Below are 20,700 nucleotides of genomic sequence, written 5' to 3' on the forward strand. Positions count from 1 at the left end.
GCCTAGCCTGCCGTCAGCTCTATCGCCGGCACGCCGGGCGTCGGAAAGCCGAACACCTGGCCGAGGAAAGCGAGCTCGCTCTCCAGCGCGTGCACGACTGCCTCAGCGCCGCGGAACCCGTGTCCCTCGCCCTCGTAGAGCACGTAGGCGTGCGGGATGCCGCGCGCGGCGAGAGCGTCGCGGATCGCTTCGGCCTGCGACGGAGGCACGACCGCGTCATCCGCACCCTGCAGCAGCAGCACGGGCACGCGGAACCCGTCGATATGCGTCAACGGGGAGCGCTCGATATAGAGCTCCTCGGCCTCCGGCAGGGGCCCGATGAGTCCGTCGAGATACCGTGACTCGAAATCGTGCGTATCGGCGGCCAGGGTTCGGGCGTCGCCGACGCCGTAGCGGGAGATGCCCGCGCGGAACACATCGGTGCGCGCGAGCGCCGCGAGCACCGTCCAGCCGCCTGCCGATCCGCCCTTGATCGCCAGGCGGCCGCCATCGGCGGCGCCGGTGGCGGCAAGGCCGGAGGCGGCTGCCGCGACGTCCGCCACGTCGACGACGCCCCATTGTCCGCGCAGACGCTCCCGGTACGCGCGGCCGTATCCGGTCGAGCCGCCGTAGTTCACCTCCAGTACTCCGATGCCGCGACTCGTGAAGAACAGCGTCTTCGCATCGGCGACGCCGCCCTCGTGGCCGGTCGGTCCGCCGTGCACCAGCACGAGATAGGGCGGGCGCTCTGCATCGGATGCCGCGACACGCGGATGGTGAGGGGGGTGCACGAATGCGTGCACCGTCCCCGTCGGACCCTCCAAGGAGAACGGGCGCGTCTCGGGAAGCCACGCATCGAGCTCCTCACCCGCGATCTCCGCACGGTGTCCGACGATGAGGTCGACGTGCACCGTCGCCCCCTCCGCATCGAACTCCACCAGCCAGATGCCGCTCACGCCCGGTGCCATGCCGGAGACCAGCGCCCGGCGGCCGACGACCGCCTCGACGGCGAGGGATGCGGTGGCGGGGATGTCGATCACGGTCTCGGTGCCCGCGGCATCCCGCCAGACGAGCTCATCCGAGCCGTTGGTGCGGACAGCGATCACCCCGCCGTCGGACGTCACACCGAACCAGCGGCTGCCGAGTGACCACAGCGGGCCCCCCGTGTCCGCATCGGCCGGGGCGAGAGGCGCCCGCGGCAGGTCGGCATCCAGGCGTAGGCTCCAGAGGTTCCACCGACCCGTCGCATCGTCCAGGTACAGCAGGTCGTCCTCGTCGGTCCATTCGGGCTGGAGCGCTGCCGTGCTGCCGTCGGTCACGTCGGTCCACTCGACCACGGCGCCGTCCTCGAGACGACCGATACGCAGGGTCGTGCGGTCCCACGGCATGTCGGGATGATTCCAGGCCACCCACGCGAGCCGGTCCCCGCGCGGGGACAGCGCGGGCTGAGCCACGAAATCGCTGCCCGCGACGAGGTCGTTTGCTCCCGCACCGTCGAGGTCGATGCGCACGATCGCTCGCTCGCGGCCGCCGCGCTCGCGGATGCCGAGCAGCATCCCGCCGGTCGCGCGAAGTCCGCCGTAGCGGACATCCGCATCGTCCGTCAGGGGACGAGGGTCCGAGCCGGGCTCCTGCACCCACACCTGCTGGTCGCGGCGTTCGACGAAGAACAGCCGACCGGCATCGTCGACCGCCCACGACCCGCCGCCGTACTCGTGGACGCCGGATCGGGCGTTCCACGGCGCCGGCAGGACGAGGTGCACCGTGCCGGTCGCATCGCGCCGGAACACGGCCGTGCGGCCGGCCTCTTCGGCCACCGACTGCGCCCACCACACCTCGTCGCCCACGAGCGCAGCGCCGTCGACCCGGGGAGAAGCCGAAGAAGCCCACGCGGCGGTGAACGGGGAGGGCCAGGATCCATAAGGGTGCACATCGACCATGGCTGCCACGCTACGCGTGTGCGACCTGCCACGTCGGCAGGCACGTGCCGTCACACGCGGGTGAGGGCACCGCCGTGGCTCTAAAGTGGGGCATCGAGGCCGGGGCCGACCGGCCGCACGACCCCGACCCGAGAGGGAACCGAGCGAAGATGGCCCACGAACCTCGCGTCGGCGCTCCGGCGGCCGCCGTCACGGCCTCGCCGCGGGTACCGTTCTCGTTCGAGATCTACCCTCCGCGCACCCCCGAGCAGCTGCCTGCTCTCTACGAGACCATTCGCGTGCTCGCCGCCGCCGGTCCGCGCTTCATCTCCGTGACGTTCGGAGCGGGCGGCTCGACGACCGACCGCTCGCTCACCGTGCTGACGCACATCCTCCGCGAGACGACCGTTCCGCCCGTCGCGCACGTGACCTGTGTCGGCAGCAGCTACGCCGAAGCCACGACGGTCATCCGCGACTTCCTCGATGCCGGCATCACCCGCTTCCTGGCGCTGCGGGGCGACCCGCCCGTCGGCATCGGCGAGGACGACATCGTGTTCGGCGATCTGGAGTCGGCCGCTCAGCTCGTGCAGCTGATCGGCCGGGTGCAGGCGGAGCGCTCGCCGTATCGGGAGCGTGAGATCCCCGGGCTTCCGGGAGCCGTGCAGGTCACCGACGGCGACCGCGTCCAGATCGCCGTCGCGGCGTTCCCGAACGGTCACCCGCGTTCGCGTCACCGCTACGAGGACATCGACGCACTTCTCGCCAAGCAGGCCGCCGGGGCGACGTCCGCCCTGACACAGCTCTTCTTCCACGCCGACGAGTACCTCGACTTCGTCGAGCGCGCCCGTGCGGCCGGGGTCGTCATCCCGATCGTGCCCGGGATCATGCCCATCACCTCTCCGGGGCGACTGCGCCGAGTGCTCGAGCTCACCGGAGATGCGCGCCCCGACGCTCTCGCCGCGGCGCTCGAGTCGGCTCCGGATGCCGCCGCGCAGCGCGCCGTCGGCCTCGCCCATGCCGCCGACCTCGCGCGGTCCGTTGTCGCCGGCGGCGCCGACGGCATCCACCTCTACGCCTTCAACAACCACGACACCGTTCTGGGCGTGCTGCGCGCCGCAGAGCTGATCTCCGAAGCGAGCCCCTGACGCCGTCCGCTCAGTCGGAGGACTCGTCCGCCGCCGCGCGGCGAAGACCCCAACGACTCCACGCGCGGCGAAGAGCCGCCGCGCGCACGGACTGACCGGCGAGCCACGCGCCGGCGGCGACGGCGAGAGCGATCGCCAGAGCTGCGCCGGTCGCGCCGACCGCCGCCGCCAGCAGCTGGTCGAAGACGGCGGCGGCCGCGGCCGGCGTCAGCGCCGTCCCGGCTGCGGCGGACGACACCGCCGCCCGCCCCGCGGCAGCCGCGATCAGCAGCGCCCCGAGGCACGCCGCCGCCGCGAGTGCGGCCCGCCGGAGGGCGTTCAGGCGTCGCCGCGCGAGCGCGATCCCGCTGAGGAACAGGATGACGGTAGCGACCGGCATCCACCATCCCACCGTCACGCCGAGCGCATATCCCGTTCGAACGGCGGCGAGGGTGTCTCCGGAGCCGATGACCACGACGTGATCGACGGAGGGGATGAGCGTCGCCCACGCCACGCCCTGCGCGCTCAGACGTTCCTTCACGCCCGCCACCACGGCGCCGACCTGGATGCCGAGTCCGGCCTCGGTCTGCACCACGACGCCGGCGCCATCGGAGGTCGCGGCGAGCGTGAGCGCGCGATGAGACTGCCGGAGAAGCTGTTCCCACAGCGACCCGAAGCCGTCTGAGCGGATCGCGTCGGCGATCGTGTCGTGCACGAGAGTCTGCACGGCGGCGGCGGCAGGCGCTTGCAGTCGCCGCAATGCGTCCGCGGCCCGGTCGCCGACGCCCAGCCCGATGATGCCGTCGACGATCGAGCCGGTGAGGGCGTCGGCGTCGAGCCTCGCGTCCACCGCGTCGGCGGATGCCGCGATCAGCGCGTCCTGCACGGTGGTCGAACGGGCCAGCGGCACAAGCGTCGCGGTGAACGCGTCTTCGTCGACCAGCTGCACCCGCGCCCAGACGCTCAGGATGGACAACGGGAGGCAGACGACGGCCAGGACGATCGCGACGGCCGATGCGAGGGCGCGCCCCCCGCGACATGATCAGATCGCGCGCAGGACGGCCACGACGCGACCGAGGACCACCGCGTCGTCGCCGAGGATGGGCTCGAAGGAGGAGTTGCGGGGGAGCAGCCACGTGTGGCCGTCCCGCTGCCGGAAGGTCTTCACCGTCGCTTCGCCGTCGAGCATCGCCGCGACGATGTCGCCGTTGTCCGCGGTCGGCTGCGATCTCACGACGACCCAGTCGCCGTCGCAGATGGCGGCGTCGATCATCGACTCGCCGCTGACCTTGAGCATGAACAGGTCGCCCTTGCCGACGAGCTGGCGGGGGAGGGGGAAGATCTCCTCGACCTGCTGGTCTGCCGTGATCGGCACGCCCGCCGCGATGCGCCCCACCAGAGGGACCAGTGCCGCATCGCCCACGGCCGGAACGAGGTCGGCGGGATTCTCGGCGGCGGCACCCGGCAGATCGATGAGGACCTCCATCGCGCGCGTCTTGCCGGCGTCGCGGCGGAGGTAGCCGCTCAGCTCCAGCTGGTTGAGCTGGTGGGTGACGCTGGACAGCGACTTCAGGCCCACGGCATCGCCGATCTCGCGCATGCTCGGCGGGTAGCCGTGGCGCGCGATGGAGGTCTGGATCACCTCGAGGATCTTCAGCTGCTTGTCGCTGAGGTTCTTCCGCCTGCGTGTCTGAGGCTTCTCGGCCATATCGCGCGCTCCTTCGATCGCGTCCCCGGAAGGCAGAGCCTTCGAATGTCGGAGGTTGGTGATGGGGTCGTCTTGTCGAAACCGTATCCGGTTTTCGCACGGTCGGACGGCACGCGTGCGCGTGTCGGATTCGATTCATCTGCGAGAACCGTATCGCTTGACACTCGAACACTATCGAAGATAGATTCGGAACAGAGATTCGCATCCGGCTCTCCCGGCCGAGAGGCGGATGCGAATCTCGACTCGAATCTTCGAGGTGACGCTCTCACCCCCGACGCCGCGGCGCGGGACACGTCTCAAGGAGGAACCCATGACCACGATCGACATCCTCGGCGCCTCGCCCCGCGGCCGTGTCATCGCGGCGGCCCCCGCCACCCGTCTGCGCCTGACGGTTCGTGGTCGCCGGGTGCTCGCCTTCCTCGCCTCCATCCCCGTCATCGTCGCGCTCGGTATCGGCATCGTGTCCGGCGGCGGCGCGCTGGCCTCCAATGAGGGATCCTCGGGAGTCACGTTCACCCACGTCACGGTTCAGCCGGGCGACACGCTCTGGTCGATCGCACGCGCGGTCGCACCTGACGTCGACCCGCGCGACGCCGTCGACGCGATCGTTCGACTCAACGCCTTGGACTCGGGCAGCCTCGATGCCGGACAGAGCATCGCGATCCCCGCCGAGTACTCCGCCGGCCACTGATCAGCCTCGTCCGCTCATCACGGCGACCTCTACGATGGTGAGGGTGAGCGTTCGACTCGATGACCTTCCCCTCAGAGACGACCTGCGCGGCCTGACGCCCTACGGCGCTCCCCAGGCTCCGCTGCCCGTCGCGCTGAACGTCAACGAAAACACGCATCCGGTGCCCGAAGCGGTCGCGGACGACATCCTCGACAGCATCGCCCGTGCGCTCCGGGAGGTGAACCGCTATCCGGATCGCGAGTTCACCGCCGTGCGGGAGGGCTTCGCGGACTACCTGGGTCATGGCCTGTCGGCCGCGCAGATCTGGGCGGCGAACGGATCCAATGAGGTTTTGCAGCACCTTCTGCAAGCGTTCGCCGGCCCCGGTCGGACGGCCTTCGGTTTCGCACCGACCTACTCGATGTACCCGCTGCTCACTCGTGCCACTGGCGCGACGTACGTGAGCGGGACGCGCGGCGTCGACTACACACTCGCCCCCGAAGACGCGGCCGCTCAGGTCGACCGTGCGCAGCCGGATGTCGTCTTTCTGTGCGCGCCGAACAACCCGACCGGAACGCCACTCGGACTCGATGTGATCGAGGCCGTCTATGACGCCGCACCGGGCATTGTGATCGTCGACGAGGCCTACCAGGAGTTCGCGCCCCGCGATTCCCGGTCGGCACTGACGCTGCTGCCCGATCGGCCGCGGCTGGTCGTGTCTCGCACGATGAGCAAGGCCTTCGCGTTCGCCGGCGCTCGCGTCGGCTACCTCGCGGCCGACCCCGCCGTCATCGATGCTCTGCGTCTGGTGCGGCTTCCCTACCACCTCAGTGCGCTGACGCAGGCGGCGGCATCGGCCGCGCTGCGTCACGCGCCGGCGATGCTCGCGATGGTCGACGAGATCGTCGCTCAGCGCGACCGTATCTCCGCGACACTCGACGCGCTCGGCTACCGCCCCTTCGAGAGCTGGACGAACTTCGTGCTCTTCTCCGGTGTGGAAGATCCTGCGGCGACGTGGCAGGGGCTCTACGACCGCGGCGTTCTGATCCGCGATGTCGGCATCGCCCACAGTCTGCGTGTCACGGCGGGCACCGCGGAGGAGTCGACGGCGTTCCTCGACGCGCTCGCCTCACTCGGCCCGGGCGGTTCCGGCGCGCACTGACGGTGAACGCCGGGGTAACACGCCGGGCCGGCGCGCGGGCTCTCGGTAGACTCGGCTCATGAGCACCCCGGCCCCCCGCACGGCATCCTTGCGACGCGCGACCAGCGAGTCCACGGTCGAACTCGATCTCGACCTCGACGGCACCGGGCACAGCAGCATCGACACCACGGTGCCGTTCTTCGACCACCTGCTCACAGCCTTCGCAAAGCACTCGCTCACCGATCTCACCGTGCGCGCCTCGGGAGACACCGACATCGATGCGCACCACACCGTCGAAGACACCGCGATCGTCCTGGGTCAGGCGATCCGTCAGGCGCTCGGCGACAAGAGCGGCATCTCGCGCTACGGGGATGCGCTCGTTCCCCTGGACGAGGCGCTGGCCCAGGCCGTGGTCGACATCAGCGGGCGCCCCTATCTGGTCCACACCGGGGAGCCGGTCGGGTTCGAGCACCATCTCATCGGCGGCCACTTCACCGGGTCGCTCGTGCGTCACACGTTCGAAGCGCTCGCTTTCAATGCCGGTCTGACGATGCACGTCACGGTGCTCGGCGGACGGGACCCGCACCACATCGCCGAAGCCGAGTACAAAGCGTTCGCGCGGGCCTTCCGGCAGGCGAAGGCGCTCGACCCCCTGGTCCACGGCATCCCCAGTACGAAGGGCGCCCTATGACCGACGCCACCGCAGGGCTCGAGGCCGGTACCCGCATCGAGGAGCGGCCTCTCGTGGCTGTGCTCGACTACGGGTCGGGCAATGTCCACTCCGCGGTGAAGGCCCTCGTCGCCGCGGGAGCCGATGCGCGGCTCACGGCCGATCGTGGCCTGATCCACGACGCCGCAGGTCTGGTCGTACCCGGCGTCGGAGCCTTCCGGGCCGTGATGGAGTCCCTGCGCGCCACGCGCGGCGACGAGATCATCGAACGTCGTCTCGCCGGAGGTCTGCCGGTGCTGGGCATCTGTGTCGGCATGCAGGTGATGTTCGAGCACGGTGTGGAACGCGGTGACGACACCGAGGGGCTCGGCGAGTGGCCCGGCGCGGTCACCGAACTCGACGCGCCGGTGCTCCCGCACATGGGCTGGAACACGGTGCGGGTGGGCGAAGGCTCGACTCTTTTTCGCGGCCTGGAGCACGAACGGTTCTACTTCGTGCACTCCTACGCCGCCCAGCACTGGTCGCTCGAGGTCACGCGGCCGTTCCGTCAACCCGCCCTCACGTGGTGCGACTACGGCACGCCGTTCCTCGCCGCCGTCGAGAACGGACCGCTGTCGGCGACGCAGTTCCATCCCGAGAAGAGCGGCGAGGCCGGCATCCGGCTTCTCGCGAACTGGATCTCCTCGCTTCCGCAAGACCTCACCCGCACCCGGTAGTAGTCTCTCTGCTTGTGTGTCCTCGTGTCCGCGCATGGCGGGCACTGAACCCTTCCTGGAGCCATGAACGATTTCGCGTCGACCCCCGAACTGATCCTCCTGCCCGCCGTCGACGTCGCCGACGGCAAGGCGGTACGTCTGACGCAGGGTGAGGCCGGCACCGAGACCAGCTACGGCGATCCCGTCGACGCGGCGTTGGCTTGGGCGCGCGACGGCGCCCAGTGGATCCACCTCGTGGATCTGGATGCCGCCTTCGGACGCGGCAACAACGCCGCCGTGCTGCGCAAGGTCATCAAGCAGCTCAAGGGCGTGCAGGTGGAGCTGTCCGGAGGAATCCGCGACGATGCGACCTTGGAGGCCGCCCTCGAGTCGGGGGCGAGCCGCATCAACCTGGGCACCGCGGCGCTGGAGAACCCGGAGTGGGCGGCGGACGTCATCGGCCGCTACGGCGATGCGATCGCCGTCGGGCTCGACGTGCGCGGCACGACCCTGGCGGCCCGCGGCTGGACCCGCGACGGCGGCGACTTGTGGCAGGTGCTCCAGCGGCTCGAAGACGCCGGGTGCAGCCGTTACGTCGTCACCGACGTCACCAAGGACGGCACGCTGAAGGGCCCGAACCTCGAGCTGCTGCGCGAGGTCACCACCCGCACCGTCAAGCCGGTCGTCGCCTCGGGGGGCATCTCGAACCTCGACGACATCGCGGCCCTGCGCGAGCTCGTTCCGCTCGGCGTCGAAGGGGCCATCGTGGGTAAGGCACTCTATGCGGGGGCCTTCACCCTCGCCGAGGCGCTGGATGTCGCCGCAGGCTGAGAGTCCCGACGACGCCGCAGCCCACGCCTGCGCCGCGGATTCCGCAGGCGTCCCCTGGGAGGGGCGCTCCTTCGAGCCCAATCCGCACGCCGGCGACGACGGCTCTGCAGACGCTGCGCTGCTGTCGGCACTGCTGAGCTTCCGCCGGGGCGAGGGTGATGCTCGTGCGGTCGTCGACGCCTACCGCACGGCACGCCTGTTGATCCCGCTGGTCGCCGAGGCCGGCGATGTGGGCGTCGCCCCGTCCGGCCACACCGTCGACAAGACGCAGGAGCTGTCCATCGTGACGGTCGCCGCGCCCGACGGGCGGCGTGTGCTCCCCGTGTTCACGTCGGTGCGCACGATGGCGGCGTGGGATCCGAAGGCGCGACCGGTGCCGGCCGACGGCATCCGTACCGCCTTGGCCGCCGCTGCCGACGATACGGACCTGATCGTGATCGACCCGGCATCCGAGACCGAGTTCGTTCTGCGTCGCCCCGCGGTGTGGGCCCTCGGTCAAGGGCTGGCCTGGGAACCCGCGCACACCTCGCCGGAGGTCTATGCCGGGCTGCAGGACTCGATCGGCTCCGAGCTGGGCGTGCTCGACCTGTCGGTGGCGCCGGGGGATCCGCAGGCGCGTCTGCGCGGCCCGGAACTGATCGTCCGTCTGCAGCTCGTGGATGGGCTCGACCAGTCTCAGCTCGACGCCACCCTGCAGCGGCTGGCGGCACGGTGGGCCGCCGACGATCGCATTGCGGTGCTGGTCGACTCGCTCACGGTCAAGCTCGTCCGCGGCTGAGCGCCGCGCCGGGTCTCACGTGACGGGTCCGGTCCACTTCTCGCCCGGGCCCTTGCCGATCGGGTCGGGGATGACCGAGGCCTCGCGGAACGCGAGCTGCAGCGAGCGCAGTCCATCGCGCAGTGACCGCGCGTGCATGTCGCTGATCTCCGGCGCTCCGGCCGTGATCAGCCCCGCCAGGGCGTTGATCAGCTTGCGTGCCTCGTCGAGATCCAGCTGCGTCTCGGGATCGTCCGCGAGACCGGTCTTGACGGCGGCTGCGCTCATGAGATGCACCGCGGCCGTCGTGATGACCTCCACCGCCGGCACGTCGGCGATGTCGCGGGTGGCGGCGGCGGAGGCACGCTCCTGTTCCTCCCATCGGGCGAGCCGTTCGGCCTCGTGACGGTCGGGGGAGGAAGGAATCGTGTCCACGTGCTGCTCTCTGCTAGACTGTGCGGGCGCCGGAGTGTTCTGCTCCGGAACGAAAGAGGATCACATCCCACCCGCGCTTGCCGCTCCAGGCTACCGGGTCACGCGCTCCGCCTCGTCCGTCGAGGTTGTCGTACCGAGCAATCGGTGCGGGTGAGGGTGCAGGAACGAAGCCGACGTGCGCGTCGTGCGGGGTGGACGTGACGATCTTCCGCCCGAGACACATCCCTGTGTCCGGTGGCACCCACCCGTACGACTAAGGAGTTCCGCATCAGCGATCCCCGCACCAATGACCGCATTCGCGTTCCCGAGGTCCGCCTCGTCGGACCCGCGGGTGAGCAGGTCGGCGTCGTCCGCATCGAGGTCGCTCTGCGCCTCGCTCAGGAGGCAGATCTCGACCTCGTCGAGGTCGCCCCCAACTCGAAGCCGCCCGTGGTCAAGATCATGGACTACGGCAAGTTCAAGTACGAGGCGGCGCAGAAGGCGAAGGAAGCGCGTCGCAATCAGGCGAACACGGTTCTCAAAGAGGTCCGTTTCCGACTGAAGATCGAAGCGCACGACTACACGACCAAGCTCAAGCGTGCCGAAGGCTTCCTGCAGGCCGGTGACAAGGTCAAGGCCATGATCCTCTTCCGAGGCCGCGAGCAGTCGCGTCCGGAGCAGGGTGTGCGGCTGCTGCGCAAGTTCGCCGAGGACGTCGCCGAGTACGGGACCGTCGAGTCGAACCCCACGATCGACGGACGCAACATGGTCATGGTCATCGCCCCGCACAAGAACAAGTCCGAGGTGAAGACCGAGCAGAACGCCCAGCGTGCTGCGAACAAGGAGGCGGCGCGCCAGGCGCGCGGAACCACGGGCGCCGAGCCCGAGGCCGCCCTCGCCGCCGAGCCCGCTCCCGCGGAGTAAGGCCGCCGGCCGGAGGCGCAGCCTCTCGGCCCCCAGAGCTCCCGCCCCGCGGGAACCACAACGAAGGATAGAGACATGCCGAAGCAGAAGACCCACTCGGGTGCCAAGAAGCGCTTCAAGGTCACCGGTAGCGGGAAGATCAAGAAGCAGCAGGCGAACCTCCGCCACAACTTCGAAGGCAAGCCCACCAAGCGCACGCGCCGCCTGTCGGCCGACAAGATCCTGGCTCCCGGCGACGCGAAGGTCGCCAAGAAGCTCCTCGGCATCTGAGCGCTGACGCAGACGAGAAAGTAGAAGAAAATGGCTAGAGTCAAGCGGGCCGTCAACGCCCACAAGAAGCGTCGCGTCATCCTCGAGCGCGCATCCGGTTACCGCGGGCAGCGTTCGCGCCTGTACCGCAAGGCCAAGGAGCAGGTCACCCACTCGCTGGTCTACGCGTACCGTGACCGCCGCAAGCGCAAGGGCGACTTCCGCCGCCTGTGGATCCAGCGCATCAACGCCGCGGCCCGTCAGAACGGCATCACCTACAACCGCTTCATCCAGGGCCTCGGCCTGGCGGGCGTGCAGGTCGACCGTCGCATGCTGGCCGAGCTGGCCGTCAACGAGCCGGCCACCTTCGCCTCGCTCGTCGAGACCGCGAAGAAGGCGCTGCCGGCGGACGTGAACGCGCCCAAGGCGTAATCACTGCCCACACAGCACGAGAAGGGGTGTCCTCCGAACGGGGGACGCCCCTTCTTCATTCCCTAGGATGAGATCGTGCTCGAAAATCCTCGTTCTCCCCGTGTGCGCGCCGTCGCCAAGCTGACCAAGCGCAGCGCCCGACAGGAGACCGGGCTGTTCCTGTTGGAGGGACCCCAGGCGGCCCGCGAGGCTCTCGCCTTCCGCCCCGACACCCTCGTCGAGCTCTTCGCCACGCCCACGGCGATGGAGCGACATCAAGACATCCGGGATGCGGCCGCGGACGCAGGCCTGGACATCGTCTTCACGACCGAGGCGGTGCTGGACGCGATGGCCGACACGGTGACCCCGCAGGGGATCGTCGCCGTCGCGCGACAGTCGCCGACGTCACTCAAAGACATCTTCGCCGCATCGCCGACCCTCATCGCGATCTGCGAAGAGGTACGCGATCCGGGCAACCTCGGCACCATCATCCGCGCCGCCGACGCCGCCGGTGCCGATGCCGTCGTGCTGACCGGACGCACGGTCGATCCCTACAACCCCAAGGTCGTGCGCGCCACGACCGGCTCGCTGTTCCACGTGCCCGTCGCCGTCGCCGCGGAGCTGCCGGCCACCGTCGAACGGGCACATGCGGCGGGCCTGCGCATCGTCGCCGCGGACGTCGGGGGAGAGGACTTCCTCGCCCGCCGAGACGTGCTCGCCGCACCCACGGCCTGGCTGTTCGGCAACGAGGCACGGGGCCTGGACGACGATGCGCTGGCGCTCGCCGACCTCTCCCTGCGACTGCCGATCTACGGTCGCGCCGAGTCGCTGAATCTCGCCACCGCGGCGAGCGTCTGCCTGTACGAGACGGCCTTCGCACAGCGCGGCGATCGCTGACGCGAATTGTTCCGGGTCGGTTACGACTCGGTCAAGATCCTGTGCATAAGTTGGTCGTCTTCCACAGGATCTGCCTAGGCTGGCCCGCATGTCGATTCCGAATGCGACCCCGGCGACGTCCAACATCACCGTGCGCCGCGGGGATCCCCTCGTCGTGGTCAGCAACGTCGAGAAGCACTACGGCGACTTCCACGCGCTGAAGAACATCGATCTGACGGTCAACCGCGGTGAGGTCGTCGTGGTGATCGGCCCCTCCGGCTCGGGCAAGTCGACGCTCTGCCGCACGATCAACCGCCTCGAAACGATCACGAGCGGCACGATCACCATCGACGGCAAAGAGCTGCCGAAGGAGGGAAAGGCGCTCGCGGCTCTGCGTGCAGACGTGGGCATGGTGTTCCAGTCCTTCAACCTCTTCTCCCACCTCACGATCCTCGAGAACGTCACGCTCGGCCCCATCAAGGTCAAGAAGATGAAGAAGGCGGATGCCGAAGCCGAAGCCAAGGTGCTGCTGGAGCGCGTGGGCGTCGGGCATCAGGCATCCAAGCTGCCGGGACAGCTTTCCGGCGGTCAGCAGCAGCGTGTCGCGATCGCCCGGGCGCTGGCGATGAAGCCCAAGGTCATGCTGTTCGACGAGCCCACCAGTGCGCTCGACCCGGAGATGATCAACGAGGTGCTCGACGTCATGGTCGGTCTCGCCCAGGACGGCATGACGATGATCGTCGTCACGCACGAGATGGGGTTCGCGCGTAAAGCGGCCGATCGAGTGGTCTTCATGGCCGACGGCCAGATCATCGAGCAGGCACGCCCCGACCAGTTCTTCACGGCCCCCACGAGCGACCGGGCGAAGGACTTCCTCTCCAAGCTGATCACGCACTGACCGAGACGTCCGCGCCTGGCACCGGCGCGGTCAACGAGAGATGGATACGAAACAGGAGGATCACATGCTGAAGAAGAACAGAATCGCCGGCAGCATCGCGGGGATCGCCCTCGCCGCGCTCGCCCTCACCGCGTGCAACAGCGGTACGCCCGGCGCGGAGCCGGGCTCCACCGGCGGTGCCTCGGGTGCCGCCGAGAATCCCTGGACGGTCGCCACCGACGTGACGATCGAGGGCAGCCCCACCTTCGACAAGATCAAGAGCTCCGGCACCGTCACCGTCGGCGTCAAGGAGGACCAGCCGGGCCTGGGTTACCTGGACCCGGTGACCAACACGCGCAGCGGCTTCGACGTCGACATCGCGCGCTGGATCGCCGCCTCGCTCGGCGTCGCCGAGGACAAGATCCAGTTCCAGCCGATCGCCTCGGCCAACCGGGAACAGGCCCTCGTGAACGGTGACATCGACTACTACGTCGGCACCTACTCGATCACCGACAAGCGCAAGCAGCAGATCTCCTTCGCCGGTCCGTACTTCATCACCGGACAGGGCCTGCTGGTCGCCGCCGACAACGACAAGATCACGGGCAAAGACTCTCTGACCGCGGACGACACCGTCTGCTCGGCGACCGGCTCGACCTCGATTCAGCGGATCAAGGATCAGACTCCCGCCAAGACCAAGGAGTACGACACCTACTCGGCGTGCGTCGAAGACCTCAAGAACGGTCAGGTCGACGCGGTCACGACCGATGAAGCGATCCTCATCGGGTACGCGGCCCAGGCTCCCGACAAGCTCAAGGTCGTCGGCGAACCGTTCAGCGAGGAGCGCTACGGCGTCGGCATCGCCAAGGGCGACACCGCGCTGCAGACGTTCATCAACACGATGTTCACCGACGGCGGGTCGACCTGGCAGGCGATCTTCGACAAGAACCTCGGCGCCTCCGGTGTGAAGGCGACGCAGCCCCCGGTCGACGCCGCGAGCTGAGCGGGGCCGGCGGCAGCGACGAGTGCGCTGCCGCCGGCATCCGGCACCGAGACGACGACAACGAGAACGACGGAAGGCGGGGCGGTGGAGATCATCACCAACAACCTCGATCTCTGGGGTGAGGCGCTCAGAGGAACGATGGTGCTGTTCATCGGCGGGGGCATTCTCGCGCTGGTGCTCGGTTTCGTCGTCGGTGCCATGCGGGTCTCGCCGATCCCCGCGGCGCGGGCGGTGGGCACGGTCTACGTCAACTGGATCCGCAACACACCTCTGACCCTCGTCATGTTCTTCTTCGCGTTCTGCCTGCCGATCCTGCTGCGTGAGCGCATCGATGCGATCCTGCTGGCGACGATCGCCCTCGGCGTCTACACGGCGACCTACGTCGCCGAAACGCTGCGCTCGGGGATCAATACGGTCCCGGTGGGGCAGGCTGAGGCCGCGCGCGCACTCGGGCTCACGTTCGGTCAGGTGATGACGCTCGTCGTCCTGCCGCAGGCGACGCGCTCGGTCATCCCGCCCATGATGAGCGTGCTCATCGCGCTGTTGAAGAACACGACGGTCGCCGCCGGCTTCTCGGTGCTCAATCTCGGCTCCGTGCGCAGCAACCTCAGCGAGCGCGGCGAGAACCAGCTCGTGACACTTCTGTGGGTCATGGTCATCTTCGTCGCCCTCGTGCTGCTGCTCGCGTGGCTGCAGCGGGCGATGGAGCGCAGATGGAAGGTCGCCCGATGAGTTCCGTCCTCTATGACGTCCCCGGGCCGAAGGCGATCGCCCGCAACCGCGTGCTCGGTGCGGTGACGATCGTCGTGATCGCGGCGGCGGCGGGATGGGTGATCTGGCGCTTCGCCGCCACCGGTCAGTTCGCCGCCGACAAGTGGGAGATCTTCACCTACGGGACGATCTGGCAGCGTCTGCTCGACGGTGCCCTCGCGACGCTCGCCGCCTTCGCGGCGGCGGCGACGGGTGCGCTCGCGCTGGGGTTGGTCCTCGCAATCGGGCGTCTGTCGGATCGTGCCTGGATACGCACGCCCGTCGGGTGGGTGACCGAGGTTCTCCGCGCGGTTCCGGTGCTCGTGTTCATGATGCTCCTCTATTACGGACTTCCCGTTGTCGGCATCCGCATGGAGCCCTACTGGGCGGTCGTGATCGCGCTCGTCGCCTACAACGGCTCCGTCCTCGCCGAGGTGATCCGTGCCGGCGTCGAGTCGCTGCCGCGCGGCCAGAGCGAGGCGGGCTACGCGATCGGTCTGCGCAAGGCCGGGGTGCTCCGCCTCATCCTGCTGCCCCAAGCGATCCGCGCCATGATGCCCGTGATCGTCGCCCAGCTGGTCGTCACGCTCAAGGACACCGCGCTCGGCTTCATCATCACCTACCCCGAGCTGCTGTACGTCATCAAGCTGCTCGGCTCGAACGCGGTGTACAGCTCACCGCTGATACAGACGGCCATCGTCGGCGGCACGATCTACGTCGCCATGTGCCTGGCGTTGAGCTACGTCGCGTACCGCATCGAGCAGCGCACGAAGCGTCGTCAGCAGCAGCAGGCCGCGGAAGGAGGCGCGCTGCACCACCCGGTGGGCGCGACGACCGACACCCAGTTGATCGGTCTGCAGCAGGCGACCGATCGCGCCACGGGCAACGAGGGCGGCGGGCCCGGCCGTCTGCCGCGCCGACCGCACTGATCGGCGGGGATCAGCGCGGCGGGGATGGTTGCCCGCCCCCCGGTAGACTCCTCTCTTGTGTCTGACGCACCCGAGATCACTCCAGAGAACGTCGATGCCGCTGTCGCGGACGCGCTGTCGGCGGTCGCCGCGGCAGGCTCCACGCTCGAGCTGAAGACCGCTCGTGCCGCTCACGCCGGCGAGGGCTCGCCACTCGCCCAGCTGAACGCCCAGCTGCGCCATGTGCCGAACGATCAGAAGGCGGCGTTCGGCAAGCTCGTCGGCCAGGCTCGCGGCCGCCTCGCGCAGGCGCTCGCCGCCCGCGAGGAGGAGCTCGCAGCCGCGGAGTCCGCTGCCCGGCTCGAAGCCGAGCGGGTCGACATCACCGCGATCTCACCGCGAGCGCGTGTCGGGGCCCGGCATCCCGTGTCGCTTCTGCAGGAGGAGATCGCCGACCTGTTCGTCGGCATGGGATGGGAGATCGCCGAGGGGCCCGAGCTCGAGCACGAGTGGTACAACTTCGACGGCCTGAACTTCGACATCGACCACCCCGCGCGCCAGCTGCAGGACACCTTCTTCGTCGATCCGATCGCGCGGCACCTCGTGCTGCGCACGCAGACCAGCCCGGTGCAGATGCGATCGATGCTCGAGCGCGACCTTCCCATCTACGTGCTCTCGCCCGGACGTGTTTACCGCACCGACGAGTTCGATGCGACGCACCTGCCGGCCTTCCACCAGTTCGAGGGCCTCGTCGTCGACAAGGGCATCACGATGGCGAACCTCAAGGGCACGCTGGATCACGCGGCGAGGGTGCTCTTCGGCGCCGAGGCGAAGACGCGTTTTCGCACCAACTACTTCCCCTTCACCGAGCCGTCGGCAGAGCTCGATCTCTGGCATCCCACGTTCAAGGGCGGGCCGCGCTGGATCGAGTGGGGCGGCTGCGGAATGGTCAACCCGAACGTGCTGCGCGCGGCCGGGATCGACCCCGAGGTCTACTCGGGGTTCGCGTTCGGAATGGGCATCGAGCGCACGCTCATGTTCCGCTCGGACGTGCAGGACATGCGTGACATGGCCGAGGGCGATGTCCGCTTCAGCGAGCAGTTCGGAATGGTGGTCTGATGCGCGTCCCTCTGTCGTGGCTGCGTGAGTACGTCGAGCTTCCCCAGGGCGCCACGACCGACGACGTCTTCGCGGCGCTCGTGTCGGTGGGTTTCGAGGAGGAAGAGGCGATCGGCTTCGAGATCAGCGGACCGGTCGTGGTCGGCCAGGTGCTCTCCTTCGATGCGGAGCCGCAGTCCAACGGCAAGACGATCCGCTGGTGCCAGGTGGATGTCGGCGCGGCGAACGGTGGTGTCCGCGGCATCGTCTGCGGCGCGTCCAACTTCGTCGAAGGGGACAAGGTCGTCGTCTCCCTGCCCGGTGCCACCCTTCCGGGGCCCTTCCCGATCTCCGCGCGCAAGACCTACGGTCACGTCTCGGACGGCATGATCGCCTCGGCCCGCGAGCTCGGGCTGGGTGACGAGCACAACGGCATCCTGCGGCTCGTCGAGCTGGGCCTCGATCCGGAGGTCGGCACCGACGCGATCGCCCTGCTGGGCCTCGACGACGTCGCCGTCGACGTCAACGTCACCCCTGACCGTGGCTACGCCCTGTCGATCCGTGGCATCGCCCGTGAGTACTCGCACGCGACCGGTGCCGCCTTCTCCGACCCCGCCGCCCACGCGTGGGACGACGTCCAGCCCGGCTCCGGATTCGCGATCGTCGTGGACGACCGTGCGCCGCTGCGCGGCCGCGTCGGGGCCAGCGAGTTCGTCGCCCGCGTGGTTCGCGGGGTCGACCCGGCGCGGCCGACACCGCCCTGGATGGTGGCGCGGTTGGCCCTCGCCGGCATCCGCTCGCTCGGCATCCTGATCGACATCACCAACTACGTCATGCTGGAGCTCGGCAACCCGATCCACGGGTACGACCTCGACCGGCTGCAGGGCGGCATCACCGTCCGGCGCGCCGGCGAGGGGGAGAAGCTCACAACCCTCGACGGCAAAGAGCGCACGCTCAGCGCCGAGGACCTGCTCATCACCGACGATTCCGGCCCCATCGGCCTCGCGGGTGTGATGGGTGGCGGGACGACGGAGATGACGGATGCCACGCGCAACGTGCTCGTCGAAGCCGCGATCTTCGACCCGGTGACGATCGCTCGCACGGCTCGTCGTCACAAGCTGCCGTCGGAGGCGTCGCGCCGTTTCGAGCGCGGCGTCGATCCGCTGCTGCCGTTCGTGGCCGCCCGTCGCGTCGCCGACCTCATGGTCGACCTTGCCGGCGGCGCCCTCGACACCGAGCTCGGTGGCGCGCTGTTCGGCGAGGTCTTCGTCGCCGGCATCGAGCTGCCTCACGGGTTCGTCTCGGAGCTGATCGGCGTCGACTACACGGATGCCGAGATCACGAGCGCCCTCGAGATGGTGGGCTGCGAGGTGCTGCCGGGCGAGGAGCTCGACGGCGTGACCGACGGCTGGCACGTCATTCCGCCGACGTGGCGCCCCGACCTCACCGACAAGTGGACGCTCGCCGAGGAAGTGGCCCGCATCCACGGTCTGGAGCGCATCCCGTCGGTGCTGCCCACGCCCCCGTCCGGGCGCGGACTGACACCGGTGCAGAAGGGTCGCCGTCGCGTGGCCAACGCGCTCGCCGCCGCCGGGTTCGTGGAGACGCCCTCGTTCCCGTTCTCGACCGCTGAGGCGAACGCTCTGCACGGGTCGGCCGCGGGCGAGCCGATCGCATCGGTCAAGCTCGCGAACCCGCTCGACGGTCAGGCGCCCTACCTGCGCCGTTCACTGATCCCGGGCCTGTTGCAGGTCGCACACCGCAACCAGGCCCGCGGCTTCGGCGATCTCGCCCTGTTCGAGACGGGCCTCGTGTTCACGCCGGAAGAGGGCGTCGCGTACGGCACCGATACCGTGCCGCCGCTGGCGATTCGTCCCGACGACGACACGCTCGCCGCGCTCAACGCCGCGTTGCCGCCGCAGCCGCGCCACGTTGCCGTTCTGCTCACGGGCGACATCGTTGCCAAGCAGCCCGGGAAGCCCCCGATCCCGGTGGATCTGTCGGATGTCCTCGGCGCCGTCCAGACCATCGCCGCAGGGGCGGGCGTGCGTATCGATGTCGCGCAGGGGCAGCGTGCGGCGCTCCACCCCGGTCGCGCCGGAATCCTGACGGTCGACGGCGAGGAGGTGGGCTACGTCGGTCAGGTGCTGCCGCAGGTGGCCGCCGATGCCGACCTGCTGGGCGCGGTCTACGTCGCCGAACTCGATCTCGACCGCGTCCTGCGCCTCGCCGGCGCACCCGACGTGGCGCCCTCGCTGTCGGGATACCCGGCCGCGACGCAGGACGTCTCGCTCGTGGTCGCAGACGGCGTCGTCGCGGGAGATGTCGAGACGGCGCTGCGCGAGGGCGCGGGCGCGTTGCTGGAGGCCGTTCGCCTCGTCGACGACTACCGGGGCACAGGGCTCGCCGAGGGCACCAAGAGCCTCACGTTCGCGCTGCGGTTCCGGGCACCGGACCGCACGCTCACCGCTGCCGAAGCCACGGAGGCCAAGCTGGCCGGCGTGGCGGTGGCCGCCGAGCGTTTCGGGGCGAGCATCCGGGAGTAGTGCGGCCTCGGGGTCCGTTCACCGCGACCCCCAATGCCAGGCGGGAACGTCCATGAACCCTTGGCCGACGACGGCCGTGCCGTTCTGATCCTTGCGCAACTCGACGCGAGCCGTCGCCGGGAGTGCCTCGACCAGCTCCCGCGCGTGCGAGACGACGAGCACCTGCGTGTGCTGGGCGGCATGCTGGATCAGCCGGGCGAGGGGTTCGAGCAGCGACACATGCAGGCTCGCCTCCGGCTCGTTGAGCACCAGCAGCGGCGCGGGCCGCGCCGGCAGGAGGGCCGCGCACAACAGGAGATAGCGCAACGTTCCGTCCGACAGTTCCGCCGCCTCCAGCGGGCGGAGCAGGCCGCTCTGGTGCAGGACCAGACGAAACAGGCCCTCGTTCGCCTGGACCTCCACGCGGGACCCCGGGAAGGCGTCGCGGACGGCCCGGTCCAGGGCGTCGCCGTGGCCGGCATCCACGATCGTCGCCCACGTGGCCGCCAGCGTCGCCCCGTCGTGCGACAGCGTCTGGGTGCGCGTCCCGACCTGCGGCCGGCGCGCGGGAGCCTCGGCATCCACGCGGAAATGGTCGTAGAACCGCCACGCGCCCATCGTGCGTCGCAGCGCCAGCAGCTCGGGCGCGGTATCGCCGTCGGCCAGGTCGGTCACGATGCTCTCGTAGGGCGCGAGACGCTGGTCGAGCTCGGTCCATCCGCCCTCGCGCACACGTGTGCTCTGTCGCCGCCGATCGATCAGCAGCGCGGCGGGTTTGGCCACCGGACCGGCGAAGACCTGCTCGCGTTTGATCTCCGGGTCGCGGGCGAACGGGTTGGCGACGGAAGGGTCGGACTGCGGGATGCCGAGGTCGATGAGGTAGCCGAGCTCGTCGGAGGAGAACCCCAGCCTGAGGGCGATCGGGCCACGGCGCACCGTGCCCTGAGTGCCGCCGTTCTCCGGACCCGCCCACAAGACGGACGGCAGTCCTCCCTCGCGCGCCACGGCACCGACCACCTCGCCACGCGCTGCGGCGGCGAGAAGGCGCAGTGCGCGGTAGAGGTTGGACTTGCCCGACCCTTTGGGGCCGGTGATGACGGTGAGCCCGCCCAGAGGCACCACGACATCCCGGAGGGAGCGGTAACCGGCGACGGCGAGGGTCTGCAGCATGCGG

The 20,700-nt window shown here is 69.5% G+C and carries 22 protein-coding genes; 17 read left to right on the plus strand and 5 right to left on the minus strand.

Going from position 1 to position 20,700, the window contains the following annotated elements; translation table 11 throughout:
* Positions 1-2: 2 nt before the first annotated feature.
* Complete coding sequence (locus ABS64_RS06080) at positions 3-1,919, minus strand: prolyl oligopeptidase family serine peptidase (RefSeq protein ID WP_292681839.1); 1,917 nt, start codon at positions 1,917-1,919, stop codon at positions 3-5.
* Between the two features lie 149 nt (positions 1,920-2,068).
* Here ABS64_RS06080 and ABS64_RS06085 point away from each other — a divergent pair, with 149 nt between their 5' ends.
* On the plus strand, positions 2,069-3,043 hold the full coding sequence (locus ABS64_RS06085) for a methylenetetrahydrofolate reductase (protein ID WP_232212020.1): 975 nt from the start codon (positions 2,069-2,071) through the stop codon (positions 3,041-3,043).
* 10 nt (positions 3,044-3,053) lie between these two features.
* On the opposite strand, the gene ABS64_RS06090 is transcribed toward ABS64_RS06085, so the two are convergent.
* Positions 3,054-3,998 carry a hypothetical protein gene (locus ABS64_RS06090; protein ID WP_292681842.1) on the minus strand — a complete coding sequence of 315 codons (945 nt, stop codon included), beginning with the start codon at positions 3,996-3,998 and terminating at the stop codon, positions 3,054-3,056.
* Between the two features lie 66 nt (positions 3,999-4,064).
* The gene (lexA, locus tag ABS64_RS06095; RefSeq protein WP_288118876.1) at positions 4,065-4,730 is read right to left on the minus strand and encodes a transcriptional repressor LexA; all 666 of its coding nucleotides are present in this window, start codon (positions 4,728-4,730) and stop codon (positions 4,065-4,067) included.
* Positions 4,731-5,040: 310 nt separating this feature from the next.
* Here lexA and ABS64_RS06100 point away from each other — a divergent pair, with 310 nt between their 5' ends.
* From ABS64_RS06100 to ABS64_RS06125, 6 genes are all read left to right on the plus strand, one after another.
* Positions 5,041-5,421 (plus strand): LysM peptidoglycan-binding domain-containing protein, encoded by a 381-nt coding sequence (locus ABS64_RS06100; protein ID WP_016463242.1) that lies wholly within the window; start codon positions 5,041-5,043, stop codon positions 5,419-5,421.
* A gap of 34 nt (positions 5,422-5,455) precedes the next feature.
* Complete coding sequence (locus ABS64_RS06105) at positions 5,456-6,562, plus strand: histidinol-phosphate transaminase (protein ID WP_204948166.1); 1,107 nt, start codon at positions 5,456-5,458, stop codon at positions 6,560-6,562.
* Positions 6,563-6,620: 58 nt separating this feature from the next.
* Complete coding sequence (hisB, locus tag ABS64_RS06110) at positions 6,621-7,232, plus strand: imidazoleglycerol-phosphate dehydratase HisB (RefSeq protein ID WP_204946814.1); 612 nt, start codon at positions 6,621-6,623, stop codon at positions 7,230-7,232.
* On the plus strand, positions 7,229-7,927 hold the full coding sequence (gene hisH / locus ABS64_RS06115; RefSeq protein WP_005048896.1) for an imidazole glycerol phosphate synthase subunit HisH: 699 nt from the start codon (positions 7,229-7,231) through the stop codon (positions 7,925-7,927). The genes hisB and hisH overlap by 4 nt, the downstream gene beginning before the upstream one ends.
* A 63-nt stretch (positions 7,928-7,990) precedes the next feature.
* The gene (gene priA / locus ABS64_RS06120; protein ID WP_121190519.1) at positions 7,991-8,737 is read left to right on the plus strand and encodes a bifunctional 1-(5-phosphoribosyl)-5-((5-phosphoribosylamino)methylideneamino)imidazole-4-carboxamide isomerase/phosphoribosylanthranilate isomerase PriA; all 747 of its coding nucleotides are present in this window, start codon (positions 7,991-7,993) and stop codon (positions 8,735-8,737) included.
* The gene (locus ABS64_RS06125) at positions 8,721-9,515 is read left to right on the plus strand and encodes an SseB family protein (protein ID WP_288118892.1); all 795 of its coding nucleotides are present in this window, start codon (positions 8,721-8,723) and stop codon (positions 9,513-9,515) included. The genes priA and ABS64_RS06125 overlap by 17 nt, the downstream gene beginning before the upstream one ends.
* Before the next feature lie 15 nt (positions 9,516-9,530).
* Here the strand turns inward: ABS64_RS06125 and ABS64_RS06130 are convergent, their stop codons facing one another.
* On the minus strand, positions 9,531-9,929 hold the full coding sequence (locus ABS64_RS06130; protein WP_061682104.1) for a DUF1844 domain-containing protein: 399 nt from the start codon (positions 9,927-9,929) through the stop codon (positions 9,531-9,533).
* A 234-nt stretch (positions 9,930-10,163) separates the two neighbouring features.
* Here ABS64_RS06130 and infC point away from each other — a divergent pair, with 234 nt between their 5' ends.
* The 10 genes from infC (at position 10,164) to pheT (ending at position 19,547) form a co-directional block, all read left to right on the plus strand.
* A complete protein-coding gene (gene infC / locus ABS64_RS06135) occupies positions 10,164-10,832 on the plus strand; it encodes a translation initiation factor IF-3 (protein ID WP_288118897.1) in 669 nt (222 codons plus the stop codon).
* 75 nt (positions 10,833-10,907) lie between these two features.
* A complete protein-coding gene (gene rpmI, locus ABS64_RS06140) occupies positions 10,908-11,102 on the plus strand; it encodes a 50S ribosomal protein L35 (protein WP_005048908.1) in 195 nt (64 codons plus the stop codon).
* 30 nt (positions 11,103-11,132) lie between these two features.
* Positions 11,133-11,513: a 50S ribosomal protein L20 gene (gene rplT / locus ABS64_RS06145; RefSeq protein WP_005048911.1), complete on the plus strand. Its 381-nt coding sequence runs from the start codon at positions 11,133-11,135 to the stop codon at positions 11,511-11,513.
* Positions 11,514-11,588: 75 nt separating this feature from the next.
* Entirely contained in the window at positions 11,589-12,389 is an 801-nt protein-coding gene (locus tag ABS64_RS06150; protein WP_005048914.1) for an RNA methyltransferase, read from the plus strand.
* An 88-nt stretch (positions 12,390-12,477) separates the two neighbouring features.
* Positions 12,478-13,266, plus strand: coding sequence for an amino acid ABC transporter ATP-binding protein (locus ABS64_RS06155; protein ID WP_292681862.1), 789 nt, complete (start codon positions 12,478-12,480; stop codon positions 13,264-13,266).
* Between the two features lie 64 nt (positions 13,267-13,330).
* Positions 13,331-14,245 carry a glutamate ABC transporter substrate-binding protein gene (locus tag ABS64_RS06160; RefSeq protein WP_005048921.1) on the plus strand — a complete coding sequence of 305 codons (915 nt, stop codon included), beginning with the start codon at positions 13,331-13,333 and terminating at the stop codon, positions 14,243-14,245.
* A gap of 84 nt (positions 14,246-14,329) precedes the next feature.
* A complete protein-coding gene (locus tag ABS64_RS06165; RefSeq protein WP_016463240.1) occupies positions 14,330-14,977 on the plus strand; it encodes an amino acid ABC transporter permease in 648 nt (215 codons plus the stop codon).
* Positions 14,974-15,924, plus strand: a complete 951-nt coding sequence (locus ABS64_RS06170) for an amino acid ABC transporter permease (protein ID WP_292681864.1) — start codon at positions 14,974-14,976, stop codon at positions 15,922-15,924. The genes ABS64_RS06165 and ABS64_RS06170 overlap by 4 nt, the downstream gene beginning before the upstream one ends.
* A gap of 57 nt (positions 15,925-15,981) precedes the next feature.
* Positions 15,982-17,022, plus strand: coding sequence for a phenylalanine--tRNA ligase subunit alpha (gene pheS, locus ABS64_RS06175; protein WP_292681865.1), 1,041 nt, complete (start codon positions 15,982-15,984; stop codon positions 17,020-17,022).
* Positions 17,022-19,547, plus strand: a complete 2,526-nt coding sequence (gene pheT, locus ABS64_RS06180; RefSeq protein ID WP_292681867.1) for a phenylalanine--tRNA ligase subunit beta — start codon at positions 17,022-17,024, stop codon at positions 19,545-19,547. The genes pheS and pheT overlap by 1 nt, the downstream gene beginning before the upstream one ends.
* 18 nt (positions 19,548-19,565) lie before the next feature.
* On the opposite strand, the gene ABS64_RS06185 is transcribed toward pheT, so the two are convergent.
* A complete protein-coding gene (locus tag ABS64_RS06185) occupies positions 19,566-20,696 on the minus strand; it encodes an AAA family ATPase (protein ID WP_292681868.1) in 1,131 nt (376 codons plus the stop codon).
* Positions 20,697-20,700: the final 4 nt, after the last annotated feature.

The organism is Microbacterium sp. SCN 69-37, from assembly GCF_001724435.1.
GTDB lineage: Bacteria > Actinomycetota > Actinomycetes > Actinomycetales > Microbacteriaceae > Microbacterium > Microbacterium laevaniformans.

Coding starts and splice junctions, on each gene's coding strand:
- ABS64_RS06080 (WP_292681839.1), bottom strand. CDS start 1,919: ATGGTCGATGTGCACCCTTATGGATCCTGGCCCTCCCCGTTCACCGCC.
- pheT (WP_292681867.1), top strand. CDS start 17,022: ATGCGCGTCCCTCTGTCGTGGCTGCGTGAGTACGTCGAGCTTCCCCAG.
- rpmI (WP_005048908.1), top strand. CDS start 10,908: ATGCCGAAGCAGAAGACCCACTCGGGTGCCAAGAAGCGCTTCAAGGTC.
- lexA (WP_288118876.1), bottom strand. CDS start 4,730: ATGGCCGAGAAGCCTCAGACACGCAGGCGGAAGAACCTCAGCGACAAG.
- priA (WP_121190519.1), top strand. CDS start 7,991: ATGAACGATTTCGCGTCGACCCCCGAACTGATCCTCCTGCCCGCCGTC.
- ABS64_RS06100 (WP_016463242.1), top strand. CDS start 5,041: ATGACCACGATCGACATCCTCGGCGCCTCGCCCCGCGGCCGTGTCATC.
- hisH (WP_005048896.1), top strand. CDS start 7,229: ATGACCGACGCCACCGCAGGGCTCGAGGCCGGTACCCGCATCGAGGAG.
- ABS64_RS06160 (WP_005048921.1), top strand. CDS start 13,331: ATGCTGAAGAAGAACAGAATCGCCGGCAGCATCGCGGGGATCGCCCTC.
- ABS64_RS06185 (WP_292681868.1), bottom strand. CDS start 20,696: ATGCTGCAGACCCTCGCCGTCGCCGGTTACCGCTCCCTCCGGGATGTC.
- ABS64_RS06155 (WP_292681862.1), top strand. CDS start 12,478: ATGTCGATTCCGAATGCGACCCCGGCGACGTCCAACATCACCGTGCGC.
- rplT (WP_005048911.1), top strand. CDS start 11,133: ATGGCTAGAGTCAAGCGGGCCGTCAACGCCCACAAGAAGCGTCGCGTC.
- hisB (WP_204946814.1), top strand. CDS start 6,621: ATGAGCACCCCGGCCCCCCGCACGGCATCCTTGCGACGCGCGACCAGC.
- ABS64_RS06105 (WP_204948166.1), top strand. CDS start 5,456: ATGGTGAGGGTGAGCGTTCGACTCGATGACCTTCCCCTCAGAGACGAC.
- ABS64_RS06125 (WP_288118892.1), top strand. CDS start 8,721: ATGTCGCCGCAGGCTGAGAGTCCCGACGACGCCGCAGCCCACGCCTGC.
- ABS64_RS06085 (WP_232212020.1), top strand. CDS start 2,069: ATGGCCCACGAACCTCGCGTCGGCGCTCCGGCGGCCGCCGTCACGGCC.
- ABS64_RS06170 (WP_292681864.1), top strand. CDS start 14,974: ATGAGTTCCGTCCTCTATGACGTCCCCGGGCCGAAGGCGATCGCCCGC.